This is a genomic window from Burkholderia territorii (assembly GCF_902833055.1).
GTDB classification, from domain to species: domain Bacteria; phylum Pseudomonadota; class Gammaproteobacteria; order Burkholderiales; family Burkholderiaceae; genus Burkholderia; species Burkholderia territorii.
Genome location: NZ_CADFEJ010000028.1, coordinates 40,356 through 59,191, shown reverse-complemented (window position 1 = coordinate 59,191; position 18,836 = coordinate 40,356). Strand labels below are relative to the sequence as shown.

Annotated in this window: 13 protein-coding genes; 9 read left to right on the top strand and 4 right to left on the bottom strand. The window is 67.7% G+C overall.

The window, feature by feature from the left end:
• Positions 1-291: 291 nt before the first annotated feature.
• The gene (locus tag HW466_RS28750) at positions 292-3,882 is read left to right on the top strand and encodes an indolepyruvate ferredoxin oxidoreductase family protein (RefSeq protein WP_059771941.1); all 3,591 of its coding nucleotides are present in this window, start codon (positions 292-294) and stop codon (positions 3,880-3,882) included.
• 138 nt (positions 3,883-4,020) lie between these two features.
• Here the strand turns inward: HW466_RS28750 and HW466_RS28745 are convergent, their stop codons facing one another.
• A complete protein-coding gene (locus HW466_RS28745) occupies positions 4,021-6,291 on the bottom strand; it encodes an NADP-dependent malic enzyme (RefSeq protein WP_059452678.1) in 2,271 nt (756 codons plus the stop codon).
• Positions 6,292-6,750: 459 nt separating this feature from the next.
• Between HW466_RS28745 and HW466_RS28740 the strand changes: the two genes are divergently transcribed.
• The 7 genes from HW466_RS28740 (at position 6,751) to HW466_RS28710 (ending at position 14,329) form a co-directional block, all read left to right on the top strand.
• Positions 6,751-7,437, top strand: a complete 687-nt coding sequence (locus HW466_RS28740) for an orotate phosphoribosyltransferase (RefSeq protein ID WP_006752465.1) — start codon at positions 6,751-6,753, stop codon at positions 7,435-7,437.
• A gap of 240 nt (positions 7,438-7,677) precedes the next feature.
• On the top strand, positions 7,678-8,280 hold the full coding sequence (locus tag HW466_RS28735; RefSeq protein WP_151004208.1) for a YbhB/YbcL family Raf kinase inhibitor-like protein: 603 nt from the start codon (positions 7,678-7,680) through the stop codon (positions 8,278-8,280).
• Positions 8,281-8,536: 256 nt separating this feature from the next.
• The gene (locus HW466_RS28730) at positions 8,537-9,109 is read left to right on the top strand and encodes a flavodoxin family protein (protein WP_059452676.1); all 573 of its coding nucleotides are present in this window, start codon (positions 8,537-8,539) and stop codon (positions 9,107-9,109) included.
• 186 nt (positions 9,110-9,295) lie between these two features.
• Positions 9,296-10,246, top strand: coding sequence for an N-acetyl-gamma-glutamyl-phosphate reductase (argC, locus tag HW466_RS28725; RefSeq protein WP_059792077.1), 951 nt, complete (start codon positions 9,296-9,298; stop codon positions 10,244-10,246).
• Between the two features lie 426 nt (positions 10,247-10,672).
• Entirely contained in the window at positions 10,673-12,082 is a 1,410-nt protein-coding gene (locus tag HW466_RS28720; RefSeq protein WP_059452674.1) for a DUF2957 domain-containing protein, read from the top strand.
• 155 nt (positions 12,083-12,237) lie between these two features.
• Positions 12,238-13,479: a DUF2957 domain-containing protein gene (locus HW466_RS28715; RefSeq protein WP_151006045.1), complete on the top strand. Its 1,242-nt coding sequence runs from the start codon at positions 12,238-12,240 to the stop codon at positions 13,477-13,479.
• A 16-nt stretch (positions 13,480-13,495) separates the two neighbouring features.
• Positions 13,496-14,329 (top strand): OmpW/AlkL family protein, encoded by an 834-nt coding sequence (locus HW466_RS28710; RefSeq protein ID WP_059452672.1) that lies wholly within the window; start codon positions 13,496-13,498, stop codon positions 14,327-14,329.
• Between the two features lie 210 nt (positions 14,330-14,539).
• On the opposite strand, the gene HW466_RS28705 is transcribed toward HW466_RS28710, so the two are convergent.
• Positions 14,540-15,460 carry a LysR family transcriptional regulator gene (locus tag HW466_RS28705; protein WP_174905973.1) on the bottom strand — a complete coding sequence of 307 codons (921 nt, stop codon included), beginning with the start codon at positions 15,458-15,460 and terminating at the stop codon, positions 14,540-14,542.
• Positions 15,461-15,559: 99 nt separating this feature from the next.
• Between HW466_RS28705 and HW466_RS28700 the strand changes: the two genes are divergently transcribed.
• On the top strand, positions 15,560-16,837 hold the full coding sequence (locus HW466_RS28700) for an MFS transporter (protein WP_059952499.1): 1,278 nt from the start codon (positions 15,560-15,562) through the stop codon (positions 16,835-16,837).
• 403 nt (positions 16,838-17,240) lie between these two features.
• Here the strand turns inward: HW466_RS28700 and HW466_RS28695 are convergent, their stop codons facing one another.
• Both HW466_RS28695 and HW466_RS28690 read right to left on the bottom strand, forming a co-directional pair.
• Positions 17,241-17,882 carry a LysE family translocator gene (locus tag HW466_RS28695; RefSeq protein ID WP_060297020.1) on the bottom strand — a complete coding sequence of 214 codons (642 nt, stop codon included), beginning with the start codon at positions 17,880-17,882 and terminating at the stop codon, positions 17,241-17,243.
• 71 nt (positions 17,883-17,953) lie between these two features.
• Positions 17,954-18,823, bottom strand: coding sequence for an NAD(P)-dependent oxidoreductase (locus HW466_RS28690; RefSeq protein ID WP_059771950.1), 870 nt, complete (start codon positions 18,821-18,823; stop codon positions 17,954-17,956).
• Between the last annotated feature and the right edge of the window lie 13 nt (positions 18,824-18,836).

Genomic DNA, 18,836 nt, shown 5'->3' with positions numbered 1-18,836 from the left:
CCCCGGTTGCGTCGAGACGGGCCGACGCGGCCGGGCACCTCCGGCAGGCCGACAAGATTAACGGCATTTGTACGAAGATGGAGCCGGCTTTACATGCTTTTACATGATGTAACGCATTGACCCGCGAGATTTCGTCGCCGCGTCGCTGCGTGTCGAACGATGGGCGGCGGGTTTATCCCAGTGCTACCATCACTCAAAACCGGCCAATATGCCGGCCACTGCCGACACGTCCACAAGACGTCGACGCAATCGAAGTTTTGGTGATCCCAAACTGGGTGGAGGAGACAGTTAATGAATGCCCCGCTAGACGCAGACCAACGCGCGTCGCTCGAAGCCGCGCTGAAGTCCGTCACGCTTGACGACAAATACACGCTCGAACGCGGCCGCGCGTACATGAGCGGCATCCAGGCGCTCGTGCGGCTGCCGATGCTCCAGCAGGAACGCGACCGCGCCGCCGGCCTCAACACGGCCGGCTTCATTTCGGGCTATCGCGGCTCGCCGCTCGGCGGCCTCGACCTGTCGCTGTGGAAGGCCAAGCAGCACCTCGCCGCCCACCAGATCGTCTTCCAGCCCGGTCTCAACGAAGATCTCGCCGCCACCGCCGTGTGGGGGTCGCAGCAGGTGAACCTGTACCCCGGCGCGAAATACGACGGTGTGTTCGGCATGTGGTACGGCAAGGGCCCGGGCGTCGACCGCACCGGCGACGTATTCAAGCACGCGAACTCGGCCGGTTCGTCGAAGCACGGCGGCGTGCTCGTGCTCGCCGGCGACGACCACGCGGCGAAATCGTCGACCCTCGCGCACCAGTCCGAACACATCTTCAAGGCCTGCGGGCTGCCGGTGCTGTTCCCGTCGAACGTGCAGGAATATCTCGACTTCGGCCTGCACGGCTGGGCGATGAGCCGCTACTCGGGCCTGTGGGTGGCCCTCAAGTGCGTGACGGACGTGGTCGAATCGTCGGCATCGGTCGACATCGACCCGCATCGCACCGAGATCGTGCTGCCGACCGACTTCATCCTCCCCGAAGGCGGCCTGAACATCCGCTGGCCGGATCCGCCGCTCGTCCAGGAAGCGCGGCTGCTCGATTACAAGTGGTACGCGGCGCTCGCCTATGTGCGCGCGAACAAGCTCGACCGGATCGAGATCGACTCGCCGAACGCGCGCTTCGGGATCATGACGGGCGGCAAGGCCTACCTCGACGTGCGCCAGGCGCTGACGGACCTCGGCCTCGACGACGAAACCTGCGCGCGGATCGGCATCCGCCTGTACAAGGTCGGCTGCGTGTGGCCGCTCGAGGCGCAGGGCGCGCAGGCATTCGCGCGCGGCCTGGACGAAATCCTGGTCGTCGAGGAAAAGCGCCAGATCCTCGAATACGCGATCAAGGAAGAACTGTACAACTGGCCCGATGCGCAGCGCCCGCGCGTGTTCGGCAAGTTCGACGAGAAGGACGGCGCCGGCGGCGAATGGTCGGTGCCGATGGGCAACTGGCTGCTGCCCGCGCACTACGAACTGTCGCCCGCGATCATCGCGAAGGCGATCGCGACGCGCCTCGAGAAGTTCGAGCTGCCGTCCGACGTGCGCGCGCGCATCGCCGCGCGGCTCGCGGTCATCAACGCGAAGGAAATGGCACTCGCGAAGCCGCACGTGCAGACCGAGCGCAAGCCGTGGTTCTGCTCGGGCTGCCCGCACAACACGTCGACCAACGTGCCGGAAGGCTCGCGCGCGATCGCCGGGATCGGCTGCCACTACATGACGGTGTGGATGGACCGCAACACGAGCACCTTCAGCCAGATGGGCGGCGAAGGCGTGCCGTGGATCGGCCAGGCGCCGTTCACGGACGAGAAGCACGTGTTCGCGAACCTCGGCGACGGCACCTATTTCCACTCGGGCCTGCTGGCGGTGCGCGCGGCGATCTCGTCGAAGGCGAACATCACCTACAAGATCCTCTACAACGACGCGGTCGCGATGACCGGCGGCCAGCCGGTCGACGGCGTGCTGACGGTGCCGCAGATCACCCACCAGCTCGCGTCCGAAGGCGCGAAGAAGATCGTGATCGTCACCGACGAACCGGAGAAGTACGACAGCCAGAAGGCGCTGCTCGCGCCGGGCGTGACGATCCATCACCGCGACCAGCTCGACGACGTGCAGCGCGAGCTGCGCGAGATCGAAGGCACGACGATCCTGATCTACGACCAGACCTGCGCGACCGAGAAGCGCCGCCGCCGCAAGCGCGGCACGTATCCGGACCCGGCCAAGCGTGTCGTGATCAACGACGCGGTGTGCGAAGGCTGCGGCGACTGCTCGGTGCAGTCGAACTGCCTGTCGGTCGAGCCGCTCGAAACCGAATTCGGCACGAAGCGCCAGATCAACCAGTCGAGCTGCAACAAGGACTTCTCGTGCGTGAAGGGCTTCTGCCCGAGCTTCGTCACGGTCGAAGGCGGCCAGCTGAAGAAGCCGAAGGCCGTGTCGGTGGACGGCGGCGCGCTGCCGCCGATTCCGGAGCCGACGCTGCCGGCGATCGACCGCGCATACGGCGTGCTGGTCACCGGCGTGGGCGGCACGGGCGTCGTCACGATCGGCGCGCTGCTCGGGATGGCCGCGCACCTGGAGAACAAGGGCGTGACCGTGCTCGACGTGACGGGCCTCGCGCAAAAGGGCGGCGCGGTGATGAGCCACGTGCAGATTTCGCACGCGCCGACCGACATCCATGCGACGCGAATCGCGATGGGCGAAGCCGACCTCGTGATCGGCTGCGACGCGATCGTCACGGCCGGCGACGAATGCACGTCGCGGATGCGGCACGACACGACGCGCGTGGTCGTCAACAGCGCGCAGACGCCGACCGCCGAATTCATCAAGAACCCGAACTGGGCGTTCCCGGGTCTGTCCGCCGAGAACGACATCCGCGCGGCGGCGGGCGCGGCCGTCGATTTCATCGACGCGAACCGCTTCGCGGTCGCGCTGCTCGGCGATGCGATCTACACGAACCCGTTCGTGCTCGGCTACGCGTGGCAGAAGGGCTGGCTGCCGCTCACGCTCGCGTCGCTCGAACGCGCGATCGAGCTGAACGCGGTGTCGGTCGAGAAGAACCGCGCGGCATTCGACTGGGGCCGCCGCGCGGCGCACGACCTCGCGAGCGTGAAGCAGGCCGCGGCCGGCGACGCACGGCCCGCGCAGGGCGCGACGGTGATCTCGCTGCACACGAAGAAGGCCGTCGACGCGTTGATCGCGAAGCGCGTGGACTTCCTCACCGCGTACCAGAATGCCGCGTATGCATCGCGCTATGCCGCCTTCGTCGACAAGGTGCGGGCAGCCGAGCGCGCGCTGGCGGACGGCGATGCGGCGCAGGAACCGCTGACCGAAGCGGTCGCGCGCAACCTGTTCAAGCTGATGGCGTACAAGGACGAATACGAGGTCGCGCGGCTGCAGTCCGATCCGGCGTTTCTCGCGCGCCTGTCGTCGCAGTTCGAAGGCGACTGGAAACTGAAGTTCCACCTTGCGCCGCCACTGTTCGCGAAGAAGGACGCGCACGGCCATCTCGTGAAGAAGGCGTACGGCCCGTGGATGATGTCGGCGTTCCGCTTGCTCGCGAAGGCGAAGTTCCTGCGCGGCACGGGCCTCGACCCGTTCGGCCGCACCGAAGAGCGCCGCACCGAGCGCGCGCTGATCGGCGAGTACGAAGCGCTGATCGACGAAGTGCTGGCCAGGCTGAACGCGGCCAACCGCCCGCTCGCGCTCGAACTCGCGGCGCTGCCGGACGGCATTCGCGGCTACGGCCACGTGAAGGAGAACAACCTGCGCGCGGTTCGCCAGAAGTGGAACACGCTGCTCGCGAAGTGGCGCTCGCCGACGGGCGGGCAGTCGCACCAGCAGGTCGCGTAACGGCGTACGGTGGGCGTTCGCGGGCGCGCCGCTCGCCTGCGCGCGCCCGGCGGTTCACAAAAAAACGCCACGGAACGCAGGTTCCGTGGCGTTTTTCATTGCACCGCGCGTGAAGCGCGGCACACGCGCATCGCGAACTTACTTCGTGTTCGCGTTCGCGGCGGCCACCGCCGTCATGTTGATGATCCGGCGCACGGTCGCCGCCGGCGTCAGGATGTGGACCGGCTTCGCCGCGCCGAGCAGCAGCGGGCCGACCGTCACGCCTTCGCCGCCGACCATCTTCAGCAGGTTGTACGCGATGTTCGCCGCTTCGACGTTCGGCATGATCAGCAGGTTCGCTTCGCCCGACAGCGTCGTGCCCGGGAATGCGGCCTTGCGGACCGCTTCCGACAGCGCCGCGTCGCCGTGCATTTCGCCGTCGACCTCGAGGTTCGGCGCACGCTCGCTGATCAGCTTGCGCGCTTCGGCCATGCGGCGCGACGACGCCGACGGCGCGCTGCCGAAGTTCGAGTTCGACAGCAGCGCGGCCTTCGGCACGATGCCGAAGCGCTCGATCTCGGCGGCTGCCTGGATCGTCATGTCGGCGAGCTGTTCTGCGCTCGGCAGCTCGTTCACGTACGTGTCGCACAGGAACAGGTTGCGGCCCGGCAGCATCAGCAGGTTCATCGCCGCGAAGTGCTCGGCGCCCTTCGCACGGCCGAGCACCTGCTCGATGAACTTCAGGTGCGTGTGGTACGTGTCGATCATCCCGCAGATCATCCCGTCCGCGTCGCCCAGGTGCACGAGCATCGCGCCGATCAGCGTGTTGAACTTGCGCAGCGCGGCCTTCGCGACTTCCGGCGTCACGCCGTCGCGCGCGCCGATCTCGTGGTACGCCTGCCAGTAGCGGTGGTAGCGCGTATCGTCTTCCGGATTCACGATCTCGAAATCGACGCCGGCCTTCAGCTTCGAGCCGATCTTCGCGAGGCGCATCTCGACGACCGACGGACGGCCGACGATGATCGGCTTCGCGATCTTTTCCAGCAGCACGAACTGCGCGGCGCGCAGCACGCGCTCGTCCTCGCCCTCGGCGAACACGATGCGCGCCTGCTTCTTCTTCGCGGTCGCGAACACCGGGCGCATCACCATGCCGGTGCGGTAGACGGTCGCGCCGAGCTGCTCGCGGTATGCGTCCATGTCCTGGATCGGGCGCGTGGCGACGCCCGAATCCATCGCGGCCTGCGCGACGGCCGGCGCGATCTTGATGATCAGGCGCGGGTCGAACGGCTTCGGAATCAGGTACTCCGGCCCGAACTCGAGCGAGTGGCCTTCATACGCCTTCGCGACTTCCTCGCTCTGGTCGGTTTCCTCGGCCAGCTCGGCGATCGCGCGCACGCACGCGAGCTTCATTTCTTCCGTGATCGTCGTCGCGCCGACGTCGAGCGCGCCGCGGAAGATGAACGGGAAGCACAGCACGTTGTTGACCTGGTTCGGGTAGTCCGAACGGCCGGTCGCGACGATCGCGTCCGGGCGCACGGCCTTCGCGTCTTCCGGGCGGATTTCCGGTTCCGGGTTCGCGAGCGCCAGGATCAGCGGGCGCTCGCCCATCGTCTTGACCATGTCCTGCTTCAGCACGCCCGCGCTCGAGCAGCCGAGGAACACGTCCGCGCCGACGATCGCGTCGGCGAGCGTGCGCGCGTCGGTGGTCGCCGCGTAGCGCTGCTTCGACGGGTCGAGGTTGCCGCGCCCTTCGTAGATCACGCCCTTCGAATCGGCGACGAGGATGTTCGACTTCGTGAGGCCCAGGTTCACCAGCAGGTCCAGGCACGCGATCGCCGCCGCGCCCGCGCCCGAGCACACGAGCTTCACTTCGGACAGCTTCTTGCCGACCACCTTCAGGCCGTTCAGGATCGCGGCCGACGCGATGATCGCGGTGCCGTGCTGGTCGTCGTGGAAGACGGGGATCTTCATGCGCTCGCGCAGCTTCTGCTCGATGTAGAAGCATTCGGGCGCCTTGATGTCCTCGAGGTTGATGCCGCCGAGCGTCGGCTCGAGCATCGCGATCGCTTCGACCAGCTTGTCGGGGTCAGACTCCGACAGTTCGATGTCGAACACGTCGATGCCCGCGAACTTCTTGAACAGGCAGCCCTTGCCTTCCATCACCGGCTTCGCGGCCAGCGGGCCGATGTTGCCGAGGCCCAGCACGGCCGTGCCGTTCGTGATGACGCCGACGAGGTTGCCGCGCGACGTGTACTTCTGCGCGTCGAGCGGATCGGCGTGGATCGCCTCGCACGCGGCGGCGACGCCCGGCGAGTATGCGAGCGACAGATCGAGCTGGTTCGACAGCGGCTTGGTCGGGGTGACCGAAATCTTGCCGGGTTTCGGGTTCAGGTGATAAGCGAGAGCGGCCTGCTTCAGTTGTTCGTCCATGATTGACCTGCGAGAGACATGCGAAATTTTGACGGTTCAGTACACAGCACCTTGGGCCGCGTCTGCTTGAATCGAAGGGGTGGTCGACTGCGAGACGGCACGCAGCGCGCCGGGTCGGCACGCCATCGAACCTTGGCGGATGGCAAGAGGAAAGTACAAAGTACTGAACGATTTCTAAGGGTCGCCTAGTGTACACCCCCTAAATGGCGTTCGTTGGTGCAGCGCCGCATCCTCCGCATCAGCGGCGCATGGTCGCGCCCCGCTTGTTTCGCCGGTGGTGAGCCGCGCGCCGAACCTGCGCGATTTCCGCCGAAAACCGGCCTGAATCGGGTAAAATAGCCGGCTACGCGCGCAGCGATGCGATTGGCCCGCCGATCGCACCCCGGCCCCTCGGGCAGGTTCCCCTTGCTGCGCCACCGGGCCCGCGCCCGCTCTTCGCTCATCACCCAAGGAATGCCCATGACAGGCTACGATCGTCAGTCGATCTCGGATACGACCGCCAAAATCCTGCTCGAAGTGCAGGCGGTGCACTTCAATGCCGAAAAACCGTTCATCTTCACGTCCGGCTGGGCAAGCCCCGTCTACATCGACTGCCGCAAGCTGATCTCGTATCCGCGCGTGCGCCGCGCGCTGATGGAGATGGCGGAAACGACGATCATGCGCGATGTCGGCTTCGAGCAGATCGACTCGGTGGCGGGTGGCGAGACGGCCGGCATCCCGTTCGCGGCATGGCTCGCGGACCGGATGATGGTGCCGATGCAGTACGTGCGCAAGAAGCCGAAGGGTTTCGGCCGCAACGCGCAGATCGAAGGCCATCTGGAAGAAGGCTCGCGCGTGCTGCTGGTGGAAGACCTGACGACCGACAGCCGCAGCAAGATCAACTTCGTCAATGCGCTGCGCACCGCGGGCGCGACGGTGAACCACTGCTTCGTGCTGTTCCACTACAACATCTTCAAGGAAAGCGTGTCGGTCCTGAAGGACATCGACGTCGACCTGCACGCGCTGGCGACCTGGTGGGACGTGCTGCGCGTCGCGAAGGCGTCGGGCTACTTCGAGACCAAGACGCTCGACGAAGTCGAGAAGTTCCTGCACGCGCCGGCCGAGTGGTCGGCCGCGCACGGCGGCGCGACGGCCCCGAAGGAATAATGCCGGGCCGGCACGCAGCCGGCACCCTGGCCAAAGAAAACCGCTCGCCTGACCGCGAGCGGTTTTTTTTCGTCCGCCGATCCGCGCCGGGGACCGGCCCGAATCGCGGGCCCACGCGTGCATCGCTCATCGAACCCTAATGCTAGACTTGATCCATCGCCGCCATCAGCTGCGCAGGCAACACACAACGCCAACAATGCCGGGACCATCGACCGGCCCACGTGACGGGAGAAGCGCCATATGCGTGTGGATCGCCGGATCTCTTCGCCTGCGTCCCCGGGTCGCCCTTCGCCGTTCATCGCCGCCCTTGCCTGCGCCGCCGCGTGCGTCGCGTTCGCCGTCCCGCCCGCGCGCGCGGAAGGTCCGTTCACGCTGTCGAGCAACGATCTGACGCCCGGCGGGCGCGTCGGCCCCGCGAACGTGTTCGACCGCGGCGACTGCAAGGGCGAGAACCGTTCGCCGCAGCTCAGCTGGCGCAACCCGCCGCCCGGCACGCGCGGCTACGCGATCACGATCTTCGATCCCGATGCGCCAGGGCACGGCTGGTGGCACTGGGCCGTCGCCACCATTCCCGCGAGCGTCACGAGCCTGCCGGCCGACGCGAGCGCGTCGGGCTTCCTGCGCCGGATCGGCGCGAGCGAGGCGCGCAACGACTTCGGAATCGACGGCTACGGCGGCCCGTGCCCGCCGCCCGGCAAGCCGCATCGCTACGTGATCACCGTCTATGCGCTGAAGGGCACGGAGCTGCGCGTCGCGCAAGGGCGCCCCGCGCCGATGTTCGAACACGAGATCGGCACGCTGGCGATCGGCACCGCACGGCTCACGGTCACGTACGGGCAGTAAGCGCTCATGCGCTGCCGCCAGCCCCCGTTGCTGCCGTTGCTCCCATTGCTCCCGTTGCGCGTGCCTGCGTGCCGTGATCGCCCGCGCGCGAGTTTGCGCGAGCTGCCTGCATGCTTTTCTCCCGTCATTTCGGCTTGCTAGACTCGGCGGCACCGGTCGCGGCATCCCGCCGCGCATCCGTCGCGCCGCCCGACCGCGGCGCGTGACGCGGCAGGCCGCGGCGCCCGCCGTGTCGTCCTCTTCCGGAGAACGCTTCATGTCGAATATCGTCATCGTCTATCACAGCGGCTACGGTCACACGCAGAAACTCGCCGAGGCCGTCCATACCGGCGCGCAGGACGCCGGTGCCACCGCACGCCTGATCGCCGTCGGCGAACTGGACGACGCAGGCTGGGCCGCGCTCGACGCGGCGGACGCGATCGTCTTCGGCGCGCCGACCTACATGGGCGGCCCGTCCGCGCAGTTCAAGCAGTTCGCCGACGCCACGTCGAAACCGTGGTTCACGCAGAAATGGAAGGACAAGATCGCCGCGGGTTTCACGAACTCCGCGACGATGAACGGCGACAAGTTCTCGACGATTCAGTATTTCGTCACGCTGGCGATGCAACATGGGATGGTGTGGGTCGGCACGGGCATGATGCCGGCCAACTCGAAGGCGGCCACGCGCAACGACATCAACTACGTCGGCGGCTTCACGGGCCTGCTCGCGCAGTCGCCGGCGGATGCGACGCCCGACGAGGGCCCGCTGCCCGGCGACCTCGAGACCGCGAAGGCGTTCGGCCGGCGCGTCGCCGAGGCGACCGCCCGCTGGCTGGCCGGCGGCCGATGAACGTGCCCGCGAGCCCGCCCGCTCGCCGCCGGTCGCGCGGCGATGCGGTGCCGGCTCGCATCAAAGGGACACAAGACGGCCCGCGGGCCGTCTTTTTTCGCCCCGCGCGGTGCAGGGCCGCCGGATGACGTCTTAAAATGGCGGTTTCAGGGCGCCGCGGCTCCCGTGTCATTCAGCGAGAACGAAATGAGCACCAAAGTTTTTGTCGACGGCCAGGAAGGTACGACCGGCCTCAAGATCTTCGAATACCTGTCGGCGCGCAACGACATCGAGATCCTGCGCATCGATGAAGCGAAGCGCAAGGACGTCGACGAGCGCCGCCGCCTGATCAACGCATCGGACGTCACGTTCCTGTGCCTGCCGGACGTCGCATCGCGCGAATCGGCATCGCTGGTCGAGAATCCGGACACGACGCTGATCGACGCAAGCACCGCGTTCCGCACGAATGCCGACTGGGCATACGGCCTGCCGGAACTGACCCGCGCGCAGCGCGAGAAGATTCGCACATCGAAGCGCATCGCCGTGCCCGGCTGCCATGCGTCGGCGTTCGTGCTCGCGATGCGTCCGCTGGTGGATGCCGGCATCGTCGCGCCGACCTTCTCCGCGCACAGCTACTCGATCACCGGCTACAGCGGCGGCGGCAAGTCGATGATCGCCGAATACGAAAGCGCGGCGCCGGGCGGCAAGCTCGCGAGCCCGCGTCCGTACGCGCTCGCCCTCGCCCACAAGCATCTGCCGGAAATGGCCGCGCACACCGGCCTCGCGCATGCCCCGATCTTCACGCCGATCGTCGGCCCGTTCCTGAAGGGTCTGGCGGTGACGACCTACTTCTCGCCCGAACAGCTCGCGAAACGCGCGACGCCGCAGGACGTGCAGCGCGTGTTCGCCGAGTACTACGCGGACGAGCCGTTCGTGCGCGTCGCGCCGTTCAACGCGGAGGCGAACCTCGACAGCGGGTTCTTCGACGTGCAGGCGAACAACGACACGAACCGCGTCGACCTGTTCGTGTTCGGCAACGAAGAGCGCTTCGTCACGGTCGCGCGCCTCGACAACCTGGGCAAGGGTGCATCGGGCGCCGCGATCCAGTGCATGAACATCAACATCGGCGCGGCCGAAGATACCGGCCTCAAGCGCTGATCCTTCTCGCATCGGATGCAAGCCGGCCGCTGGCCGGCTTTTTATTTACCCATATCAGGCAATATATAAAATCCGGTTTACGCATTTACAAATATTTACAAGCTTTCCATTGCGCGATTACCGGCAAATTAATTTCCCTCCCCTTATCCAGTCAATCCCGAATAGGGATAAACCGGATACCGCCGCTTTAAACGCTGCCGTTATACGCGGGAAGGCCTGCAGAGCCGCCCGTGCGTGGCAGACGCGCCACTTCGGCAGCACTCCAGGAGCCTCCGCGCGTTTTAATTCTTACTGAAATCCGTATCCTGCAAGGATTCATCGCGTGCGCGTTGTTTCAATCGTCTTTTTTAGACGAGTTCATCAATTGACAGCAAAAATCCAGACGGCCACATTAGCTCGCACAATTAAACGATTGGAGACAGCGGCATGTCGCACGCCTTATCGAAGGGGGTGGCAACGGCCTTTGCCATCGCCCCTTTCCTGATTGCCTGTGGTGGGGGAGACGGCGGCGCGCCCGCGCCGATCGAAGCCCCTCAATGTTCCGGATCGAGCTGCGGCACGCAAGGGCCGCCGCCGTCGCAGCCGATCAACGGCGCGCTCTGCCCGGCCGACGCCGACATCGTGAAGAGCACCTACCTCGGCGGCGCCGGCAGCGGCGAGATCGTGAGCGTCAACATCGACGCGGTCGCGATGACGTACACGCTCAAGTGGCTCGAGTCGCCGATTCCGCTCGCGACCGGCACGGTCACGCCGAGCCGCGCCGGCACCACGATCACCGGCAAGGTCGTTCACCCGCCGACCGGCACGCTGCCGACCGCGGAGCAGACGCGCTGCGCGTTCGTGCTCACGCCGGGTTCGGGCACGGCATCGAACGGCTCGACCTACTCGACGGCCGCCGACTTCAACCAGGCGAACCCGCCGATGCTGCTGGTCGGCATGGGCGTCGCGGGCGGCGGCATCCCCGGCGCGACGGTTCAGTACGACGGGCTGACGATCATCCCCGGCGTGATCCAGAACGTCGGCCAGGTGCCGAACCGTCACTTCGACTTCTATCCGTTCCTCGGCTTCGCGAACACGACGACCGACCTCACGAAGCTGCCGGGCACGTACAACGCGCTGATCTACCACCTCGTGCCGTCGGGCAACTACGCGACGAAGGGCACGAATTCGAGCGAGACGTTCGACGCGAACGGCGCATGCACGTCGACGAATGCCGGCGGCTGCCAGACGACCGGCGATCCGTGGACGGTGAACGCGACCGGCGGCTACCTCAACAGCGCGAAGGCGCCGCAGACGCTGCCGCAGACGCAGTTGCCGATCGTCGGCGCGACCGGCAAGTCGGCCACCGCGCACATGGTGATCGGCCAGCTCAACGGCGCGACCGTGCCGGTGATCGTGCGCACGGGCAACGTGAACCTCGGCACGCCGCCGCTGCACACCGATGCGCAGGTCGACGACGAATCGGGCATCGCGGTGCTCGGCGCGGCGAGCGTGATCCAGTCGGGCGCGATCGACGGCGGCTACGCGGGCGCGGATTCGAACTTCAAGTACACGGCAGCGCTGATCCGCGGCAGCAACGCGTCGTTCATCAACCCGACCACGCAGGCGGAGGAAGACGGCTTCACGCTCGACTACGGTCAGACGACGCCGGGCCTGCTGAACACGACGACGATTCCGAAGAGCGGCACGGCCGCATCGGGCGTGGTCATCGCGACGGGCGGCCTGTACGCGGCGCTGATCCAGGGCACGGTGAACGGCGGCGTCACGCCGACGTCGGCGAACTCGAGCACGTCGTCGACGCCGTACTTCGGCGTGGGCGCGCAGATCAGCAAGTAACGATCGGGGACGCGGCGGCGGCCGGTGCGCCGCCGCGTAATGCAGGGAAGGCACGAAACGACGGCGCCCGGCACGGCGCACGCAGCACGAGCACAAGCAACAGAAGCGGCCGACAGGGAGCCGGCCGCCCGACAAGACAAAACTGGAGGAGCAACATGAAGCGCAACCTCGTTCTGGCGGCGGCCCTTGCCGTCCCCCTTCTTTCCGCATGCGGCGGCGGCAGCGACAATCCGCCCCCGCTCGTCGAAGACCGGCTCTGCCCCGCGACGCTCGACTACAACACGGTGTTTACCGGCGGCGCGGGCAGCGGCGAACTGGCCAAGGTCCAGCTCGATACGACCAAGATGACCTGGCAGGTGACCTATGTCGAATCGGCGGTTCCGCAAAAGACCGGCACCGTCACGCCGACCCGCGCGGGCACCGTCGACAGCGGCACGCTCACGCAGGAAACGCTGCTGCCGACCAACAAGCTGAACCAGTGCGCATTCCGGCTGAACGGCGCGAGCCTCGACGCGTCGCGTCCGGCGCGCATCTTCGTCGGCTTCGGCGTCGCGGGCGGCACGATTCCCGGCAAGGAGATCCAGTTCGACGGCGTGCTCGGCCAGGCCGCGGTGCCCGACACGAAATTCCCGTACTACCCGTTCATCGGCTTCTCGTCGATCGAAACCGACATCACGAAGGTCGCGGGCACGTACAGCCATATCGGCTTCGGTGAAGTGCCGTCGCAGAAATTCGCGCCGGCATCGATCGACGCCAAGGTGACGATCAACGCGGACGGCACGTGGACCAAGTGCGACACGACCGGCCAGTTCGCCGGCGGCGCGTGCGCGCAGCAGGGCACGAACTTCGTGCAGTCGGCCGACGGCAGCGGCGCGTTCCAGTCGAACAACTACGCGAGCCAGTTGAAGCCGACGCTGTCGGCGACGCCGCAGGGCAAGGGCTTCATGATCGTCGGCAAGCTGCGCAACCAGCTGGTGCCGATCCTCGTGCGCACCGGGGTCGCGAACCCGAACCCGACGCCCGACAGCAACGGCGTGCCGGGCCTGACCGCCGACGACGAATCGAGCATCTCGATCCTCGCGCCGCAGACGGCCATCGCGGCCGGCTCGCAGAACGGCGAATACATCGGGGTCGACAGCCAGTTCGACTATCGCACCACCGCGCTGATCAACAACCAGGCCACGCTGCTCGATCCGTTCCAGCCGTCGCAGGCGTCGCTCGCGACCGCGCTCGATCTGGACTACACGCAGAAGGTGCCGGGCACGGTCACGACGATCCATACGGGCTCGGGCAGCACGTCGCCGACCGGCAAGTTCATCTTCACGGGTGGCGTGTTCGGTTTCCTCGACAACGCGGGTTCGACGCCGTATTTCACGATCGGCGCGTTCGTCCAGTAAGCGGAGGCAGGCCGTGATGAAGAAGACCCTTCTTTGCGCGGCGGCCGGCGCCGCCGCCCTGGCGCCGCTTGCGGCCCACGCGCAAAGCGCCGGCAGCAACGTCGTCACGCTGGGCTGGTTCCACGTGATGCCGCAGCAAAGCAGCACGCCGATGACGACCAACGTCGCGCCGACGCCGATCAACACGCCGCTGCGGCTGCCGCCGTCGTTCACGTCGCCGGGCACCGGGCTGCACACCAGCGGCGCGGATACCGTCGGCCTGACGGTCAGCCACTTCCTGACCGATCACATCGCGGTCACGTCGGTGGCCGGCGTGCCGCCGGTGTTCAAGGTGTCGGGCCAGGGCACGATCAAGCCGCCCGGCCCGGCCGGCGCGCTGGGCACGCAGAACATCGGCCTCGCGTCGGTGAACCCGATCGTGAAGAGCGTGCGGCAGTGGAGCCCGGCGGCGATCCTTCAGTACTACTTCGGAGCGGCGAATGCGAAGTTCCGGCCGTTCCTCGGTCTTGGCGTGTCGTACAACTGGTTCAGCGACCTGCAGCTCAACACGAACTTCATCAAGCAGACGCAGGACAACCTCGGCGCGATTCTCGCGGCCGGCGCGGGCAAGCCGGGCACGACATCGGTGGAAGCGAAGGCGTCGTCGTCATGGCAGCCGGTGTTCAACGCAGGCCTGCAGTACAACATGACCGAGCATTTCGGGCTGGTGGCGTCGGTGACCTACATTCCGCTGAAGACGACGTCCACGGTGACGATCAAGGCGGCGGACGGCACGGTGCTCGCCGAGTCGAAGTCCGAGCTGAAGGCCGACCCGATCATCAGCTACGTCGGGATGACCTACAAGTTCTGACGCCGGCGACGGAGGACGCAGGACGGAAGTGGATGAACGGATAGCCCGTGCAGAAAACGCGGGCAAAAAAAAGCCCGCCTAAGTGGCGGGCTGAATCCATATCAGAGGAGACATGGAGGAGACAGGTGTAACTATAGCGAATCGGTTTCCGCATTGCAACATTTCCGTAGAGAAAATCAGGATTTTCCCTCGAATGCGCACTCTAGAGCGCTAGTCGTCATCCGACCCCCGCACGTTCTCGCGGTCGAGGACCTCTCCCAGCGCATCGCGCAGCAGTGCGACCGGCCGCGTCAGGCGGCCCGGCAGCGTGCCGTGCACGATCCACACGTTGATCCGCGTCTCGAGCCCCGCCGTTTCCACCACCCTCAACGCATCGCGATGCGCGCTGCGCGCAAGCGCATTCGGCGGCGCGATGCCGATGCCTGCGCCGCGCGCGACGAGCGACAGCTGCAATTCCGAGCCGAACGCCTCGACCGCGACGTCGAACGGCAGGCCGGCCGCGCCGAGCGCGCGGCTCAGCGCCGAGCGCATCCCGCAGCCGTCCTGGCTCAGCACCCACGGAAAACCCGACAACACGTCGAGCGTCAGCGGCCCGTCCGGTAGCGGAAAGTCGCGCGCCGCGACGAGCACCGTCGGCTGCGTGCCGAGCAGCGTGGCCGTGAGCGTGTCGGGCAGCGCCGCGCTGGCCGGGACCATGACCGTCGCGACGTCGAGCGCGCCGCGCTCGATGCCCTGCACGAGCGCCGGCGACCAGCCGGCCGTCACACGCAGCGTCAGCCGCGGAAAGGCGTCACGCAACCTGTCGATCGGCCGCTCGAGCGCCAGCTCGGACAGGAACGGCGGCACGCCGATCCGCAGTTCGCCCGAGGGCTCGCTGTCGGGCGCGCCTGCCGCCATCAACTCGTCGACCGCGACCAGCACGTTGCGCGCGAGCGCGTAGACGTCGCGCCCGGCAGCCGTCGGCTTCAGCGGCTTGCTCTGCCGGTCGAGCAGCGGCATGCCGAGCAGCGTTTCGAGGTTCTGCACGCGGCGCGTCAGGCCAGGCTGCGTCAGATGAAGTTTCGCGGCGGCCGCGACCATCGAGCCGCTGTCGACCACCGCGACGAACGCCTGGAGATCACGCGTATTCAAAGCAATCTCGCATAATCATGTTAGACATATTTCAATTGTCGCATAAACATCGCACACCTACGATGGGGATTCCTTCGTTCGACATCCAGGCTTCCGACGATGAATTGCCCTGCACATTCCTGCCCCGCCGCCGAGCGCCCCGTGCTCGGCGCACCGCCCGCGCTCAGCGCGGGCATGACGCTCTTCTTCGCCGCCACCGTCGGCGTGATCGTGATGGACCTGTTCGCCGCGCAGCCGCTGACCGGCCCGATCAGCGCCGATCTGCGGTTGCCGCCGGGCCTCGCGGGCCTCGTCGCGATGCTGCCGCAGCTCGGGTATGCAGCGGGCCTCGTGCTGCTGGTGCCGCTCGTCGACCTGCTCGAGAACCGCCGCCTGATCGTCGTGACGCTCGTCGCGTGCGCGGCCGCGCTTGCGCTGCCCGCGTTCACGCGCTCCGGCACCGTCTTCCTGCTCGCGACGCTGGCCGCGGGCGCCGCGTCGAGCGTGATCCAGATGCTGGTGCCGATGGCTGCGTCGATGGCGCCCGAAGCGCAGCGCGGGCGAGCGGTCGGCAACGTGATGAGCGGATTGATGCTCGGCATCCTGCTGTCGCGGCCGCTCGCCAGCCTGATCGCCGGCACGGCCGGCTGGCGCGCGTTCTACGCGCTGGCCGCGCTCGCGAACGCGGCGATCGCGGCGGTGCTCGCGCTGCGCCTGCCGCCGCGCGTGCCGCCGACGTCGGCCGGCTATCGCGCGCTGCTCGCGTCGATGGGCCGCCTGCTCGCCGACGAACCGGTGCTGCGCCGACATGCGCTGTCGGCGGCGCTCGCGATGGCCGCATTCAGTGCGTTCTGGACCGCCATCGGGCTGCGGCTCGCACAGCCGCCGTTCGGCCTCGATCTGCACGGCGTCGCGCTGTTCGCGTTCGCCGGCGCGAGCGGTGCGATCGTCACGCCGCTCGCCGGCCGCGCGGGCGATCGCGGCCACGGCCCGGCCGCGCAGCGCATCGCGCACGTGACGATGCTCGCCGCGCTCACCGTGCTCGGCATCGCCGGCGCCGGCTGGTTCGGTTTCGATGCGCATGCGCACCGCGACGTTGCGCTGGCGCTTCTCGCCGGCGGCGCTGCGCTGCTGGACGCGGGCGTGATCGTCGACCAGACGATCGGCCGCCGGGAAATCAATCTGCTGAACCCGGCCGCGCGCGGACGTCTGAACGGGCTGTTCGTCGGCTTGTTCTTCGTCGGCGGCGCACTGGGCGCGGCGCTCGCGGGCAGCGCATGGGCGTGGGGCGGGTGGCGTGCCGTGTGCGGCGTCGGCTTCGCGTTCGCGGGCGCGGCCACCGCGTTCGGCTTGTCGGCCAGCCGCCGGGCCGGCGCCGCCGCTTGGCCGCGTGCGTGATCCAGGCGTGACCGGTCCCGGATGCGAAACAGCCTCGCCGTCTGGTGGGGCGAGGTCAGCCGGGCGCAACCGGGCGCGGATACCAATAGAGTCACCGGCTGGCTGCGCGCGTGATTCAAGCGTGACCGGCGCCGGATGCGAAAAAGCCTCGCCCGCAGGCGGGGCCGCGGCGAGCCTGCTGCAACCGGGCGCGGATGCGAACATCCCCCGCCGTCTGGCCGGCCGCGTGCGTGATTCAAGCGCAATCGGCCGGATGCGAACAGACCCCGCCGTGTAGCTGGCCGCGCTCGGGAGCGGAGCGTAACCGCAGCGCGACGTGAAAACGCCCCGCCCTCTGACGAGGCGCGGGGCGTGCGGCAACCCGTGGCGGCCTCGGCGACCTCAGCGGCCGCCGAGACAAAAATCAGTGACGGACCAGCGCCATCATCGCACCGAAACCGACGAAGATGCCGCCCGTCAGCCGGTTGAAGATCTTCGCGACGCTCTGGCTCTTCAGTGTCGCGCCGATGCGCGTGCCGAACGACGCGTAGACGAGATACCAGCTGACCTCGATCACCGCGAACGTGACGACGAGGATGCCGAACTGGGGCAGCGTCGGCTCGGACGCGTTGATGAACTGCGGCAGCAGCGCGGCCGCGAACAGGATCGCCTTCGGGTTGCTGCCCGCGACCAGGAAACCGTTGCGAAACAGCGCCCCGCGCGATGCCGACGTGACCTGGCGCGACACGGCATCGACGTCGGCCACAGCCTGCTCGTCGTCGACCCGCGCGCGCCACGCCTTCACGCCGAGATAGATCAGGTAGGCCGCGCCCGCGAAGCGCAACGTGTTGAACATCGCCGGCCATGCCTCGAGCACGGCACCGAGGCCCGCCGCCGACACCGACAGCATCAGCACCAGCGCGGCGAGACAACCGGCCATCGTCCACGCCGAACGCCGCAGCCCGTGCCGCGCGCCGTGCGTCATCACGAGCAGCATGTTCGGCCCCGGAATCGCCGACACGACGAACACCGTCGCCACGAAAAGCCACCACGTATGCAGGTTCATCACCACCCCGACCGAAAGAAAAACGAAACGTCGATTATGCCGCGCGCGCGGTGCGTCTGTCCCGCGCCGGCTCAGCGGCCCGCGCGCCGCAGCGCGACTTCACCGAGCACCGCGAAATCCTGCTCGCCGCCGCCGTGCGCGAGCGCATCGAGCAGGCTGTCGCGCACGACGCTCGCCACCGGCAGCGGGACCGACGCGGCGTCGCCGGCCTGCAGCGCGAGCCGCACGTCCTTCAGCCCGAGGCGCGCCTTGAAACGCGCGGGTTCGTAGCTGCGCTCGGCGATCATTGCGCCGTAGCCTGAGTAGACCGGCCCCGGGAACACGCTGTTCGTGATCACGTCGAGGAAATCGCGCATCGCGACGCCGTGCGCGCCGAGCAGCGCGGACGCCTCGCCGAGCGTCTCGATCGCCGATGCGAGCGTGAAATTCGCCGCGATCTTCGCGACGTTCGCATGCTGCGGCAGCGAGCCGAACCGCCAGGTCTTCTGGCCGATCGCGTCGAACAGCGGCTGCACGCGGTCGATCGCCTCGGCCGGGCCGCCTGCCATGATCGTCAGGCGCGCGGCGGCGGCGACGTCCGGGCGCCCCATCACGGGCGCGGCGACGTACGCGAGGCCGCGCGACGCATGCGCGTGCGCGAGCGACTCGGCGAGCGCGACCGACACGGTCGCCATGTTCACGTGAATCAGGCCGCGCGGCGCCTGCTCGAGCAGCGCGTCGTCGAATACTTCGCGCGCGGCCGCGTCGTCGGCGAGCATCGAGAACACGGCATCGCCGCGAAACGCGTCGGCCGGCGTCGCGACGATCTGTGCGCCGAGCGCGGCAAGCGGCTCGGCGCGCTCGCGCGACCGGTTCCAGACCCGCACGGCGTGCCCCGCCTTCAGCAGGTTCGTCGCGATCGCCTGCCCCATTTCGCCCAGTCCGATAAATCCGAGATCCATTTCCCGCTCCTTC

Bases quoted from the DNA above. Each gene is read 5' to 3' on its own strand.
- HW466_RS28720 (WP_059452674.1), top strand. From the start codon at position 10,673: ATGTCGCACGCCTTATCGAAGGGGGTGGCAACGGCCTTTGCCATCGCC.
- HW466_RS28700 (WP_059952499.1), top strand. From the start codon at position 15,560: ATGAATTGCCCTGCACATTCCTGCCCCGCCGCCGAGCGCCCCGTGCTC.
- HW466_RS28690 (WP_059771950.1), bottom strand. From the start codon at position 18,823: ATGGATCTCGGATTTATCGGACTGGGCGAAATGGGGCAGGCGATCGCG.
- HW466_RS28740 (WP_006752465.1), top strand. From the start codon at position 6,751: ATGACAGGCTACGATCGTCAGTCGATCTCGGATACGACCGCCAAAATC.
- HW466_RS28730 (WP_059452676.1), top strand. From the start codon at position 8,537: ATGTCGAATATCGTCATCGTCTATCACAGCGGCTACGGTCACACGCAG.
- HW466_RS28715 (WP_151006045.1), top strand. From the start codon at position 12,238: ATGAAGCGCAACCTCGTTCTGGCGGCGGCCCTTGCCGTCCCCCTTCTT.
- HW466_RS28745 (WP_059452678.1), bottom strand. From the start codon at position 6,291: ATGGACGAACAACTGAAGCAGGCCGCTCTCGCTTATCACCTGAACCCG.
- HW466_RS28735 (WP_151004208.1), top strand. From the start codon at position 7,678: ATGCGTGTGGATCGCCGGATCTCTTCGCCTGCGTCCCCGGGTCGCCCT.
- HW466_RS28750 (WP_059771941.1), top strand. From the start codon at position 292: ATGAATGCCCCGCTAGACGCAGACCAACGCGCGTCGCTCGAAGCCGCG.
- HW466_RS28710 (WP_059452672.1), top strand. From the start codon at position 13,496: ATGAAGAAGACCCTTCTTTGCGCGGCGGCCGGCGCCGCCGCCCTGGCG.
- argC (WP_059792077.1), top strand. From the start codon at position 9,296: ATGAGCACCAAAGTTTTTGTCGACGGCCAGGAAGGTACGACCGGCCTC.
- HW466_RS28695 (WP_060297020.1), bottom strand. From the start codon at position 17,882: ATGAACCTGCATACGTGGTGGCTTTTCGTGGCGACGGTGTTCGTCGTG.